Annotated in this window: 14 protein-coding genes; 9 read left to right on the forward strand and 5 right to left on the reverse strand. The window is 50.0% G+C overall.

Annotated features, from left to right (window positions below; all coding sequences use genetic code 11):
- The first annotated feature begins 168 nt into the window (after positions 1-168).
- From MKX76_RS05075 to MKX76_RS05085, 3 genes are all read left to right on the forward strand, one after another.
- A complete protein-coding gene (locus MKX76_RS05075) occupies positions 169-645 on the forward strand; it encodes a hypothetical protein (RefSeq protein WP_341033127.1) in 477 nt (158 codons plus the stop codon).
- 374 nt (positions 646-1,019) lie between these two features.
- Positions 1,020-1,796, forward strand: a complete 777-nt coding sequence (locus MKX76_RS05080; RefSeq protein ID WP_341033128.1) for a MerR family transcriptional regulator — start codon at positions 1,020-1,022, stop codon at positions 1,794-1,796.
- A complete protein-coding gene (locus MKX76_RS05085; protein WP_007128419.1) occupies positions 1,793-2,449 on the forward strand; it encodes a GAP family protein in 657 nt (218 codons plus the stop codon). Before MKX76_RS05080 ends, MKX76_RS05085 begins: the two co-directional genes overlap by 4 nt.
- Before the next feature lie 120 nt (positions 2,450-2,569).
- Here MKX76_RS05085 and MKX76_RS05090 read toward each other — a convergent pair whose 3' ends face one another.
- The 4 genes from MKX76_RS05090 to MKX76_RS05105 all read right to left on the reverse strand — a co-directional run bounded on the left by MKX76_RS05090 (position 2,570) and on the right by MKX76_RS05105 (position 6,183).
- Positions 2,570-3,625: a hypothetical protein gene (locus MKX76_RS05090; RefSeq protein ID WP_341033129.1), complete on the reverse strand. Its 1,056-nt coding sequence runs from the start codon at positions 3,623-3,625 to the stop codon at positions 2,570-2,572.
- Positions 3,615-4,190, reverse strand: coding sequence for a sigma-70 family RNA polymerase sigma factor (locus MKX76_RS05095; RefSeq protein WP_341033130.1), 576 nt, complete (start codon positions 4,188-4,190; stop codon positions 3,615-3,617). Before MKX76_RS05095 ends, MKX76_RS05090 begins: the two co-directional genes overlap by 11 nt.
- Before the next feature lie 257 nt (positions 4,191-4,447).
- Entirely contained in the window at positions 4,448-5,488 is a 1,041-nt protein-coding gene (locus MKX76_RS05100; RefSeq protein ID WP_341033131.1) for a hypothetical protein, read from the reverse strand.
- Positions 5,489-5,772: 284 nt separating this feature from the next.
- Entirely contained in the window at positions 5,773-6,183 is a 411-nt protein-coding gene (locus MKX76_RS05105; RefSeq protein WP_341033132.1) for a VOC family protein, read from the reverse strand.
- Positions 6,184-6,493: 310 nt separating this feature from the next.
- Here MKX76_RS05105 and MKX76_RS05110 point away from each other — a divergent pair, with 310 nt between their 5' ends.
- The 3 genes from MKX76_RS05110 to MKX76_RS05120 all read left to right on the forward strand — a co-directional run bounded on the left by MKX76_RS05110 (position 6,494) and on the right by MKX76_RS05120 (position 7,755).
- On the forward strand, positions 6,494-6,700 hold the full coding sequence (locus MKX76_RS05110) for a hypothetical protein (RefSeq protein ID WP_007128414.1): 207 nt from the start codon (positions 6,494-6,496) through the stop codon (positions 6,698-6,700).
- A gap of 27 nt (positions 6,701-6,727) precedes the next feature.
- Positions 6,728-7,003: a hypothetical protein gene (locus MKX76_RS05115; protein WP_007128413.1), complete on the forward strand. Its 276-nt coding sequence runs from the start codon at positions 6,728-6,730 to the stop codon at positions 7,001-7,003.
- Positions 7,004-7,128: 125 nt separating this feature from the next.
- Complete coding sequence (locus tag MKX76_RS05120) at positions 7,129-7,755, forward strand: DedA family protein (protein ID WP_341033133.1); 627 nt, start codon at positions 7,129-7,131, stop codon at positions 7,753-7,755.
- A gap of 31 nt (positions 7,756-7,786) precedes the next feature.
- On the opposite strand, the gene MKX76_RS05125 is transcribed toward MKX76_RS05120, so the two are convergent.
- Positions 7,787-8,032, reverse strand: a complete 246-nt coding sequence (locus MKX76_RS05125) for a hypothetical protein (RefSeq protein WP_007128411.1) — start codon at positions 8,030-8,032, stop codon at positions 7,787-7,789.
- A 245-nt stretch (positions 8,033-8,277) separates the two neighbouring features.
- Between MKX76_RS05125 and MKX76_RS05130 the strand changes: the two genes are divergently transcribed.
- The 3 genes from MKX76_RS05130 to MKX76_RS05140 are packed head-to-tail and all read left to right on the forward strand — an operon-like array spanning position 8,278 to position 12,954.
- A complete protein-coding gene (locus MKX76_RS05130; protein WP_341033134.1) occupies positions 8,278-11,139 on the forward strand; it encodes a Na+/H+ antiporter subunit A in 2,862 nt (953 codons plus the stop codon).
- A 2-nt stretch (positions 11,140-11,141) separates the two neighbouring features.
- Positions 11,142-11,480: a Na(+)/H(+) antiporter subunit C gene (locus MKX76_RS05135; RefSeq protein WP_341033135.1), complete on the forward strand. Its 339-nt coding sequence runs from the start codon at positions 11,142-11,144 to the stop codon at positions 11,478-11,480.
- Entirely contained in the window at positions 11,473-12,954 is a 1,482-nt protein-coding gene (locus tag MKX76_RS05140) for a Na+/H+ antiporter subunit D (protein WP_341033136.1), read from the forward strand. The genes MKX76_RS05135 and MKX76_RS05140 overlap by 8 nt, the downstream gene beginning before the upstream one ends.
- Position 12,955: the final 1 nt, after the last annotated feature.

The following is a 12,955-nucleotide window of genomic DNA, read 5'->3' on the forward strand; positions in this document are numbered from 1 at the left end:
TGCCGATCCTCTCCGCCAAACTGATTGGGATAAGCATAGAATGGAGCGTGGTGCACAGCATATTTTTGACGAAAATATGAATTAAATGTGTCAAAATTATGTACAATGGTGTTATAATAAGATAAGAAGCACATGTAAACCCTTACAGAAGGAACGGAGCTGATCAAAATGAAGTTTGCCATCCATTACTCCACAAGAATGAAGGACATTCTAATTTTTTCGCTGGTCATCAGCATTATTATGTTTCAAGTCGCAACCGTGACGGAGTACTCCTATCCTGTTTTATTCTATATGCAGATGGCAGTGAATGCGGTTATGCTGGTAGCCCTCGCGATTGAGGGATATGCGCGGTTGATCAAACGGGAAATCCGGATTCAAGAGAATTCCGATACCATCACCATTAACGGTGCTTTGGTGAAGGCTGAGCAGATCCGGGAGATCAAGGTTTCCGGATGTCACAAAGCAGCATTCCATCTGAGCCTGAAAGACAAGAACGTAACCCCGCTGTTTTGCAGCTTTAAATTCGAAGATAAGAACTGCGAAGGGATCCGCCAATTGACAAAATGGGCGGAGCGCAATGGTATCGCTGTCCGCAAGATCGGCCCGCAAACCCGGTCCGATATGGTCCTCTCGTCAAACTTGTAATGCGCATGATTATCAATAACTAATGTGAAAGCATCTGAACCATCATTGATGGGCAGGTGCTTTTTTTGTTGAGGACGGAAAATTCCTCTCAGTAAGCAAGTTTATTTTAATAAAAGCTTGAAACTGACGTTACGTCATTTATTATAATGGCCTTGCTGAGGATCCTCTGGATGCTAAATGATGTGAAAAGGAGACGATTGTTTGAAAAAAGGCGACATGATTATATACGGATGCGTCATTATAGGAGGGGGGATCGGTCTGATGGTCGATAAGCCTCTACCGGCTGTATGCGTTGGCCTTGGAGTGGGCTATCTCTTAAAGTATGCTTTGTATAAGGAATGATCAAAGAAATCAGGGCGTGGAGGAAATAATGCATGATCCATATTAACGAAGTGGCGAAGCAGACCCATATTACCGTCCGAACGCTGCGATATTATGATCAAATCGGCTTGCTCGAATGTTCTTCGAAAACAGAGGGAGGCCATCGTCTGTATTCGGATGAGGATCTTCAGAAGCTTCAGCAGATCCAATTTTATAAAAGCATGGGGTATCGACTGCAAGAAATTCAGGAGATGCTTACCGATCCGAATTGGAATTGGACAACCGGACTCGTGAATCAATTAACCTATATTCAGGAGGAGCAGGCGAGATTAAAGGAAATGGAGCTGTCCCTGCGCACGTTGTTAAACGGCATTGCGGTTGAGGCGGGGAATCAAGAGCAGGCGGTACAAAAACTGATCAAGCTATCCATGCAGGATAAGAAAAGACCCAAGCACTTTAGGGAAAAGATGTTCAGTGATACCGAGCTAAAGCTATGGACCAAATTGCCGAATATGAATGGCGAGCATCCCGAATCCATGGAATGGATTGCGCTTATTGGCCTTATTATCAAATACCATGCAAGTGAAGTACCTTCCTCGCCTAATGTGCAAAATGTGATCAGGCGCATGCTGGAAAAACAAGCCGAAGAATTTCCGCTGGAAGATGAGTTTATCGATAAACTATGGGAGCTGAGGAAATCCCCCTCCGCATCGGAGCAGCTGGGGATGTATCCAATCGAGCCTGAGGTACTCGAATACTTGGAGCGAGCGTATGAGATTTACATCTCAAACACGGCCGAAGGAGACTTCAGACAGGGAGGGGAAGCATGAGTACCGAGTTAATCTTAATGATCGGCGGACTATCCTTATTGGATACCCTTAGTCCGGCTACACTCGGCGTAACAGTCTACTTGCTGCTTACCGAGAAGCGAAGATTAGGGTCAAGATTAGTGGTTTATCTTCTGACGGTCGCCGGATTCTATTTTGCCGTTGGCATCGCGCTCAAGCTCGGACTGGGCGTTGTGTTTGAAATATTCTCAGGCTTTTTCCAAAGCCGCGCAGTTAGTTGGCTTCTGTTTATCATCGGCGTCATTTTGTTTGTATGGAGCTTTTATGTTCCCAAGAGGAAACAACCCAGTTTAACGAATCCCCGGTCAAAAAGCATTGCCGCTATGGTGGCGCTTGGCGTTACGACATCGCTGATCGAGGTCGGCACGGCTTTTCCTTATTTCGCGGCGATCGGTTTAATGACGAATGCCGGGTTGGCGTTCTATCAATGGCTTCCTCTATTGATCGCATATAATGTGGTGATGGTGCTCCCGCCATTGATTCTGTACGCCTTGCATAAGCTTCTGGGCAGGTCAATGCAAAGACCGCTCAATTATATCCAGAAGCAGGTCTCCAATAATTCGAGTTCCGCACTATCCTGGATCATGTGTATCGTTGGATTGCTGCTGATACTAAATAGCCTGGATTACTTGTAATGAACCGATACTCTCGTTTGGCCATGGAACGACAAGAGCGCATTAACCCGCAGGGTTTTTGCGCTCTTGATTTGAATTATGAATGGACTGGGTCCATACGACTGGCGTCTTTAGTGCTTCTTATTTGTTCGAAGGTGCTTCAGCTTTGTATTCAATAACTTGCAGCACTTTGGGCTCAATCTCTTTTAACAGTTGTTCATATGAAAGATTGTTATTAGGAATTTCGCCATTATGTTCAGCTTCAAGTTGTACATCAACCTGAGTTTTCGAAATAACATCGATCACTTGCTGCTTTGAGACATTTTTAGCTGCCGCAATCTCCACTACAGATTTTCCTTTGGCTAATTCTTGTTTTAATTCGGACGGACTCATGTTTAGCAGAGAAAAGAGTTTTTCATCATTCAAATAGGGGACTAATAAATCATCAGACGTCCCATTTGTAGAGAGGGAACTTTCTGCTTTATGGTTTGAAGACGCAGTATCGCCACCAATGACGGAAAGGCTGATTGTATGATCTTGTACGAAAATCTGATAGACCGGTCTCTCTGATCCCTTTTGGGCGTAATTCAACATCAACGTTTTTTGATCCGGGTTCTCCATTTGCTCCATAGTAAACTCATACGCTTCGATGCTGCCATATAATGTACTGATGAGATGATCAACCTTTGACTTGAGTTCAAGATCGGTTAAATCCGTAAGTGGCTTCTCCTTAGGCTCCCAATTTTCTTGAATCACATGCTCAATCTCACCTGTCTTACTGTTGGTATGAAGGGTAATCTTTTTGCCGGCCCCTCCCTTTTCCTGAAGAATGATGCTGGTTTGGAGGCCTTGTACGGCGCTTGCCTCGATGATCTCAAACGATTTTGTTTCAGGAAATGCGCGATACAGCTTCTCAAGCGTAGCTTTGCCAACCTTATCTGTCTTGATTTGTTCTGCAGTCATCGGTGTCCTCGTCAGCATGTCAATCAGGGTTGGGGCAGCAAACGCTGCAGTGGGAATCAAAATCGCAGTGGCAACGATGCCGGCAATCATACGTTTTTTCATAGGTTTTTGGCTCCTTTTTCTCAGTAAATATTTTGAATAGGATCGTTCGATTCGTTTGGAAATTGCCGGAGGGCATTCCATCATTTCTGCTTCTTGGCGCAGATGTTCACGGACTTTGTGCTCAATAGTCATGGATCTTTACCATCCTTTCCGGGGGGAGATTCCCTAGGTGTTTTCGAAGCGCCTGAAGGCCGGCATGATATCTGGACTTGACTGTGCCGAGCGGAATATCGAGCAATGTCGCGATTTCCTCAAGCGTATAGTCGTGAAAAAAACGGAGGATAATCACAGTTCGCTGTTTGTCAGTCAGTTTTTGAATGGCCTGTGATATCATCTGGTTCGTCCCATCCATCAACACAGCAGGTTGATCCCAATGAGACTCTTCCCGAGTGAAGGCTCGAATACGTTCAACAATCCGGAATCTCCGCCAGCGTTTGACTCGAAATCTCTGCACTTGACGGATGACCAAGCCGTGAAGCCAGAAGCGGAATGGTCGGTTGGCATCGTAATTAGCAAGGGACGTCCACATTTGCATGTAGATTTCGTTCATGACATCTTCCCGATCCTGCGGATGATCGACCAGAAACGAGACTGTACGGTACACGTCCTGATAGGTGGCATCATAGATCGAATGAAATGCCTGTTGATCACCATCTTTCATTTTTGTGAGTAACTGGTACATATCATCACTTTGCATTCAGAGGGCCCTCCTGAGTAAGCAGCTTACACCCTATATTGTCTCGCTTTGAAAAAAAGGTTCGGTCCGATAAACAGATCATTACAAAACATTCGTCACGACCTCGATCAGAAAAAACAAAAGCCGGATTCCTTAGAAGTAGGAAAATCCGGCTTTGAAAAAAATGAACAGTCTCCATGTTTAGTGAATCACACGTATTTCCAATCAACCCACGCAGACCCCACATCGGGGCAGCTGTTCTGTTCACCGAAGCGTTATTAGCTGCTGCAGCCGCCTCCACCGCAGCTGCTGCAAGAGGAGCCGCCGCTGCAGGAAGATCCGCTGCTGCAGGATGCATCGCTGCCGCTGCCGCCTCCGTCACCTGCGTCATCATGTCCCCCTGAACCGCAGGCGGAGGCGTAGGTGCAGCTGCTGCCGGTTGCTCCGGCAGTCTTCTCCGTATACTTCTCTTCAGGTTCCATCCGATGCATGAAATCATCGGAATAATGCCAGGCAAAGAAGACTGCCGAGGCAAGGAGTACCTCATTATTTCCGTAATCCACCTTACGGCTTGCCGGCGGGGAGCCGTTCTCGGCTTCCGACAGCCGCTCCTTGAGTCCGCCGACAACCTGGTCGATGGCCTCGGCGGCTTCGGGCAGTCGCTCATACGTCCACGAATTGAAACGCTCATTTTCGATGAAAGAATGGGTGTGACGAAACTCCTCCAGCTCTTCGCGCGACAGGGGAACACGGAAGAAGGGTCCCCACAAGACAGCGCTGTATTCATTCCACCCGAATAATTGCACGTATATAACATCGAACCATGCCCGCTCGTTCTTCATGGATACCTGCTCGCTGCCGGTATTGGGCGCATGATGCAGCATCCGTCCGAGGAAACGGTCCGAAAATTGTTGATACTCGTATGTATACATCAGCATCTCATGCCATACTTCGTCGACCGCTTTGCTGAACATCGGTACGCGGTCCATGACGGCACACATGATAAAAAATCGCTTGAGCTCAACCCACCGCCATTCATATTCCCGCTCCGTTAATTCGGGATATTCGGTCATCACTCGCTGCTTAACGGCATCCGGCAAGGCGGAGGGCAGGGAAGCTTCCAGACGCTTGGAAAGTGCGTAAGCGGGACTCCCGGGCTCGGCCACTTGTGGCGGTTCGGGTGCATTCCGGAAAGGATTTCTCCGACGTACTGGGCTTATTGCCCGCTCTTTCCGCGACGATCGCCTAACAAGGTAAGATATGATGAAAACATCCGCAATGATAAACAAAATGAGAATGATCCAGCCCGTCGTATTCATCGCATATTCCTCCTGTTTCTGTTTGTTGGTCCGGAGGCAGAAAGGTTCTCTCCTTCCTTAATTATGGCAAATGAAGCACGATATTGGCAATTCAAAGTTTGCCGGCAGAGCAGCTTAAGCGTAAGAGCCGTGGTGAATACAGCATAAAAAAAGGAGGCGCTGCCTCAGGACATCGCGAAAATCTCCCGAGACAGCTCCTCCTCCCGGATGGAAATGCTGCTTTAACGCTCCCACAAATTATCCCGTCAAAGCACTGAGGCAAAGCCGATGCTTCGTACAAGGATCTATGTCGCGTCCGCCTTCGTCTCGGCGGTAATCATCCATTGTACGCCATACTTATCCCGAACCTCGCCCAAATAGATGCCGAACGGCTGGAGCTCAAACGGATAGTTCACCTTTCCCCCTTCGGCAAGCTTCTGAAAAGCTTCTTCGGCCTCGGTTATATTATCATAATCGATAGACAGATAGATATCGTTACCGGGGGACGAGGGCTCGATGGCATCCGCCATGAAAATGTAATTATCACCGGCAAGATTCAGACACATATGCATAACCTTGTCTTTCAGTTCGGATTGCGTGCCCATTGCCTCCTCATGCGTCATGATGGACATGATCTTCCCGCCGAGCGACTTTAAATAGAAATCCGCCTGTTCCCTAGCATTTACGGAAATAAGATATGGCTTCAGCGTACCCATTTGCTCTCCTCAATCCTTTCAACTTGATATCGCATCGATCAATGTTAATCTATCATACATGACGGCATCGCATTTCTTCTCAATTGCTATTCGTGCCTACGGATCATGCCTGCAGGGCTTGTCGTCCGAGCGTCGACGCTGAACATCGTGCAGCAGCCAGATTCAAATGCAGATTTGACATGGTTGCTTATAGGCCCTATAACTGAAATGGAAAACAATTTTAAAGTGCATTGAATCTGGCGCGAGCGATATATTGGCACATTGAAGATTCATAAGATGCACTAATTACGTAATTAATAGGAGCATACATATGTTTACAGGATGGAAGCTATCCGTGCTCGGGATCGTTATCGTAGGCATCGCCGGGATTGCCGCTTCTTCAGCGGGACTCATTGAACCCATGCGGGCAGGCGCGTTATTTGCAGTGTTTGTGTTATTTATCGGGTGCCTTGAGCTCATGGAATGGATCAAGAGGCGAGGGAGGAGCAAGAACAACCGAAAACCTTCTTCCAAATGAGGAGCCCAGCCCAATAGGAGGGAGACCATGAATTGGATCGCAGTACAGCCGTATTACAAAATCAATCGCGTCGTGGACGGCATCGAACAAAGAACCGAAGAGCAAAGGCGGAAGATGTACCTGTACGAAGACAGAATCGTTACCAAGTATCGGGTTTTTCCGCTGGGTCAGGTGTTTGATCTCTCGTATCGTACGATTGGCGGGGAGGGGGGATTCTTGTATTTGCATACCCAGCAGGGCGTATATTCCTATACGGTGAAAGAGGATCCCCGGACATTCATCGAGGCTTTCAAACAACTTTAATCGTCCCGCACCCAACAATTCCTAGTCTCAGGTCTAGTTATGAACCTCGTCTTGAGCACGTTTTCCGAATGCCGAGCATTCAGTAAGCTGGTTATATACTTTTGGACGGATTAGGGGGCCGGCGCGTGGACACGCTGCTTAATTTTATTGAACAAATCGGGCATTACGCTTTATTTCTCGTCTTATGCCTTGGGGTTATCGGTCTGCCTGTGCCCAACGAGGTCGTTGCCATGACGGGCGGGGCGCTGGCCGCATCCGAAATATTAGCGCCGTTCCCTTCGTTTGTGATGTTATATCTCGGGGTATGCTCCGGAGCTACCGTAGGCTTTATGCTTAGCCGCTTTACGGCTAGCCGTCTGTTGGATCGTTTTGGGGACAAAAAGAGTATCCGGCAATTCCTTGACGTCTCCGAACGGCTGACCCGCCAATACGGCAATTATGCGATCTGCATCAGCGCGTTTCTGCCGATTCTTCGTAACGTGACTCCCTATGCGGTTGGCATGAAAGGGATGCCTTACCGGAAATTTGCGCTTTTTTCCTATTCGGCATCATTGTTATGGACCGTCGGCTATTTTTCCTTGGGCATGTACGTCGGCGATCAAGTGGTTGACCATATCGGTGCGCTCATTAACCGATACGGATATTATCTGGCAGGGGCGGTGGCCGTACTCGCAGTGGCCCTCCTCCTGATCTTGTCGAGACGAAGAAGCAAACGCTTAAAGTGCGACAAGGAGGTTCAGATCCACGGTTAAGCCATGGTGATGCTACGGTTCATAGGGTTCATTACGGTGTGTCGTCTGAAGAGGGTTCGGGCATGCCCCGGAGGATCTTAATATACTCACGCGGCGAGAAGCCGGATGATGTATTCCGGATATCTTCGGATTGATAGATTTCCAAGGTTCCTCCCGGCTGCTGCATCATCTGGGAGCTTCCAGGCCGGTATCGGGTGCGCGAGGCGGAATCGGCCAAATATGCCGCGGCGAGCAGCACGATGAAAACCAAGACGCATAGAATGGCTTTTTTTACCATGATACATCTCACTCCTTTCCCTACAGTGTTGTCCCCATTCCATGATTTTCATTCCCGAAGAAATCTTTGACAAAGCAGCGATCTGCATATATACTTTTCATCAGTGTGACGCGAGACAATACGATATGTTTTACCCGGAGGAGCCTGCCAACAGCGGGCTCTTTTTGTGTTTTTCTGGTCTTTGAACCGGATATTTGGGGAAATACTAAATGCAGGAAAAAATCAGACTATAGGAGGAGTAGATTTTGTCATTGCTGCACATCGCCGTTCTGGCACCTTTTATCGTCGCCCTTGGGGTTATGCTGCTGCGTAAGCCCTTGAGTCGAATCCATGCCGGCTGGGCGGTCCTGCCGGCGCCCGTCATCTTATTCGCGTACTTTCTGGGGCGAATACCGACCATTCAGGGAGGTGAACCGCAGCATGTACGGGCAGCGTGGATTCCATCGCTCGGTATCGACATAACGTTGTACCTGGATGGTCTCAGCTTAATATTTGCACTATTAATATCGGGGATCGGTTCCCTTGTGGTCTTGTATTCTATCTTTTATATGGATCGCACCAAAGAGGCCGTCCAGCGCTTCTATGTTTATCTGCTCTTGTTCATGGGAGCTATGCTCGGCGTCGTATTGTCTGATAATCTGCTTGTCTTGTACGGATTCTGGGAATTGACGAGCATCTCGTCGTTTCTTCTGATCGCCTTCTGGCATCACCGGGATCGTTCAAGATATGGAGCGCTGAAATCCATGCTCATCACGGTGTTCGGCGGGCTGGCCATGCTGGCAGGCTTCATCGTGCTCTACGTGATGACCGGAACTTTCAACATTCGGGAGATCGTCGCTTCCATTGGAACCATAACGGGAGAACCGCTGTTCCTTCCGGCCATGATCTTGATCCTGCTGGGTGCATTCACGAAATCCGCCCAGTTCCCGTTCCATATCTGGCTTCCGGATGCCATGGAGGCGCCGACCCCGGTCAGCGCCTATCTTCATTCGGCAACGATGGTCAAGGCGGGCATTTATTTGGTTGCCCGCTTCAGCCCGGTATTTGCAGGCCATTCATGGTGGTTCTGGATCATCACGATCACCGGCTTGACCACTTTGATGTACGCGTCACTGAGAGCCATCAAGCAGACGGATCTGAAGGCTCTGCTTGCCTTCTCGACCGTCAGCCAGCTTGGACTGATCATGAGCTTGCTCGGACTGGGCTCGGCTGCCGCCTACTTCGGCGCAGGGCCGGATTCCGTCATCTATGCCAAAGCGACAACGGCCGCGATCTTTCACTTGATGAACCATGCCATCTTTAAAGGTGCGCTGTTCATGGTGGTCGGCATTGTGGACCATGAGACGGGAACGCGCGACCTGCGCAAGCTTGGCGGCCTGCTGAATCTCATGCCGATTACGTTCACCGTCGCGTTGATTGGCGCATTTTCTATGGCGGGATTGCCGCCGTTTAACGGGTTTCTTAGTAAGGAGATGTTCTTTACAGCTGTCCTTCAAGCGTCACAGATGAACTTCTGGGATGCCGAAACCTGGGGAATTCTTATTCCGGTGGTCGCTTGGACAGCGAGCGTATTCACGTTCTTGTACAGCATGATATTGGTGTTCAAAACCTTCACCGGGAAGTATCAGCCTGAAAAGCTTGAGAAGAAGCCGCACGAAGCCCCGATCGGCATGCTCATTCCGCCGGTTGTACTGGCTTCGCTAGCGATTATCTTCGGGCTGTTCCCGAATCTGCTGTCCTACTCGTTGATCGAGCCGGCGATGACGGCAATCCATCCCGCATTGCTCGAACCCGGCGACACCTTCCACGTCAAGATCGAAATGTGGCATGGCTGGACGACGGAAATTTTCATGACGATCGGCATCATCGTCATCGGTTCCTTGCTCTATAAGCTGCATGGTTCCGTCGGCGTGCTGAACCAAGCCTTGACCAAGAATTTTACCTTGAATCGTCTATACGACCGGGGGCTGCGCGCGCTGGAGGGAGGAGGAAAATCGATAACGTCGACGTATATGACCGGATCGGTTCGTCATTATGTGATTTATATTTTCGCTTTCTTCATCCTGGCTCTGGGGGGAGGACTGCTGCTGATCGGAGATATCCATTTCGGAGGCAACGGCTCGTACGCGCCGATCTCTTTCTATGAAGCCGTGGCCATCATCGCGCTGGTTATCCCTGTGCTGGTGCTGCCTTTCGTTCGAACGCGACTGATGGCCATCATCCTGACGGGGGCGGCCGGTTATATGGTTACGTTGTTCTTCGTGCTGTTTCGGGCACCGGACCTGGCGCTTACGCAGATGATTGTCGAGACGGTATCGGTCATGCTGTTCCTGCTCTGTTTCTATCATTTGCCGAAGCTGAAGCGGGAGAAGGTTCCGATGGGATTGAAATGGAGGAATCTGCTGATATCAGCCGGCGTCGGGGTCGTCGTCACACTGATTGCGCTGGCGGCGAGCACTGGACGCTCGTTCGATTCTATCGCCGATTTCTTCATTAAGGAAAGCTATCCATCCGCAGGCGGCAAGAACATCGTTAACGTCATTCTTGTGGACTTCCGCGGCTTCGATACGCTGCTCGAAATCATGGTGCTCGGCATCGCTTCGCTAGGCATCTATGCGTTAATCAGGGTGGATTTAGGTGAGCAATTACTTGGACAGCGTGATCCCTACCAAGAGGTATACCTGCCTAGCAGAAACGACGTCATCCTGCGCACGGTGTCGAAGGTCGTTATTTTCATCGTGGTCGCCTTCTCCTGGTATCTCTTCAGTGCCGGGCACAACGAGCCGGGAGGCGGATTTATCGGCGGATTAATGACAGCGGCGGCGCTTGTCCTGCTGTCCATGGCGTTCGGCATGGACGTGACGCGCAACGTCATTCCGGTTCAATTCCGGAAGGTGACGGCCGTGGGACTTCTCATTGCGCTACTAACAGGCATCGGCTCGCTGGTGCTCGGTGTGCCGTTCCTGAGCCATACCTTTGGACATCGGGAACTGCCTCTATTGGGAGATACCGAGCTTGCGACTGCCGTTCTGTTTGATCTCGGGGTCTATCTTGCGGTTGTAGGCGTCACCATGACCATCATCAATTCAATCGGGAGGGATCAATAACCGTGGAATTATACATGTCGCTGGCCATTGGCATTCTCTTTGCGGTCGGTGTGTATCAGATCTTGTCCAAAAGCCTCCTGCGCATCATACTCGGCACGAACCTGCTGACCCATGGAGTCCATCTGCTTCTGTTGACGATGTCGCGTTTGAAGACCGGCGCAGCTCCCTTGCTGGGAGAAAAGGCTTCCTCTTATGTGGATCCCGTGCCGCAGGCGCTCATTCTGACATCCATCGTAATCAGCTTCGGGGTCACTTCATTCTTCTTCGTTCTAGCCTACAAGGCGTATCAGCGCCTGGGCACGGACAATATGGAAGAGCTAAGGGGGAAGGACGATGAATAATGTAATTGTCCTTCCGCTGCTGATCCCGCTGGTTACCGCCGTTCTTCTTATCTTCTGTGCGAAGAATATTAGGCTTCAGCGCTGGATGAGTGCAATCAGCGTTGCACTGAATGCTCTTGTTGCCCTGTTTATCGTATATCAAGTGGACAGTGAAGGCATCCAGACGCTTCATATGGGTGGATGGCTTCCGCCGCACGGCATTGTGTTCGTGGCAGATATGCTCGCGGCTTTGCTGGTGCTCATGACGCTTCTCGTAGCGGCAGCATGTCTGTTCTACGCCTTTCGCAGTATCGGGGAGGAAAGGGAAAAGCATTATTTTTATACGTTTTTTCAATTTTTGCTTGCCGGTGTTATCGGTTCGTTTCTGACGGGGGATCTGTTCAACTTGTTCGTCTGCTTCGAGGTGATGCTGATCTCCTCCTACGCGCTGATCGTTCTCGGGGGCACCAAGCGACAGCTTCGGGAAACGCTCAAATACATGCTGATTAACATTATTTCATCCACATTATTCGTTGCCGCTGTTGCGTATTTGTACGGCACGGTCGGCACGTTGAACATGGCCCATCTCTCCCTGCGCGTAGCCGAGGTGCAGCAGGAGGGCATTCTGTCGGTGATCGGCATTCTGTTCCTGATCGTGTTCGCATTAAAAGCCGGATTGTTTCTGTTCTTCTGGCTGCCGGGCTCGTATAATGCCCCTCCGGCCGCGGTAACGACGCTGTTCGGTGCCCTTCTGACGAAGGTCGGTCTATATGCCATTATCCGGACCTTCACCTTGATCTTCTATCACGAAACCGGCGGCATCCATACGATCATCGGATGGATGGCGGCTGCGACGATGATTCTTGGAGGACTCGGGGCTGTAGCGTACAAAGACATCGGCCGCGTCTTGAACTATAACATCGTGATCAGCGTCGGATTTATCGCATTTGGTATCGCCTCGGCCAGCGAAGCATCGCTGAACGGCGCGGTATTCTACCTGCTGCATGACATGGCTGCCAAGGCGCTGCTGTTCATCCTGGGAGGCATGATCATTACGAGCGCCGGCACGGCCAAGCTGGGTGAGATGGGCGGTTTAATGAAGCGATATCCTTGGATCGGCTGGATGTTCTTCATCGTCTTGCTTGCACTCGTCGGCATTCCGCCGCTCAGCGGATTTTTGGGGAAAGTATTGATTCTCCAGGGCGGGTTGCAGGAAGGACACTATTGGCTCAGCGGCATTGGGCTTCTATCCAGTCTGCTCGTGCTGTATTCACTCATCAAGGTGTTCATGGGCGCGTTCTGGGGCGATTCACCGGCCCGCCGGGAGCAGCAGCCGGTCAAAATTCCTCGCACGGCATACGGTGCGGCGATCGGCTTAACGCTGATCGTCATTCTGATGGGTGTCGGCTCCGAGTGGGTATACTCGTATACCTCGCAGGCAGGAGCGGTGCTGACGGATCCGTCCCTGTACATTAACGCCGTATTAAAGGAGTAGT

Source organism: Paenibacillus sp. FSL R5-0810, from assembly GCF_038002285.1.
Lineage (GTDB): Bacteria > Bacillota > Bacilli > Paenibacillales > Paenibacillaceae > Paenibacillus_AQ > Paenibacillus_AQ lactis.

Coding starts and splice junctions, on each gene's coding strand:
- MKX76_RS05075 (WP_341033127.1), top strand. CDS start 169: ATGAAGTTTGCCATCCATTACTCCACAAGAATGAAGGACATTCTAATT.
- MKX76_RS05080 (WP_341033128.1), top strand. CDS start 1,020: ATGATCCATATTAACGAAGTGGCGAAGCAGACCCATATTACCGTCCGA.
- MKX76_RS05085 (WP_007128419.1), top strand. CDS start 1,793: ATGAGTACCGAGTTAATCTTAATGATCGGCGGACTATCCTTATTGGAT.
- MKX76_RS05090 (WP_341033129.1), bottom strand. CDS start 3,625: ATGACTATTGAGCACAAAGTCCGTGAACATCTGCGCCAAGAAGCAGAA.
- MKX76_RS05095 (WP_341033130.1), bottom strand. CDS start 4,190: ATGCAAAGTGATGATATGTACCAGTTACTCACAAAAATGAAAGATGGT.
- MKX76_RS05100 (WP_341033131.1), bottom strand. CDS start 5,488: ATGAATACGACGGGCTGGATCATTCTCATTTTGTTTATCATTGCGGAT.
- MKX76_RS05105 (WP_341033132.1), bottom strand. CDS start 6,183: ATGGGTACGCTGAAGCCATATCTTATTTCCGTAAATGCTAGGGAACAG.
- MKX76_RS05110 (WP_007128414.1), top strand. CDS start 6,494: ATGTTTACAGGATGGAAGCTATCCGTGCTCGGGATCGTTATCGTAGGC.
- MKX76_RS05115 (WP_007128413.1), top strand. CDS start 6,728: ATGAATTGGATCGCAGTACAGCCGTATTACAAAATCAATCGCGTCGTG.
- MKX76_RS05125 (WP_007128411.1), bottom strand. CDS start 8,032: ATGGTAAAAAAAGCCATTCTATGCGTCTTGGTTTTCATCGTGCTGCTC.
- MKX76_RS05140 (WP_341033136.1), top strand. CDS start 11,473: ATGAATAATGTAATTGTCCTTCCGCTGCTGATCCCGCTGGTTACCGCC.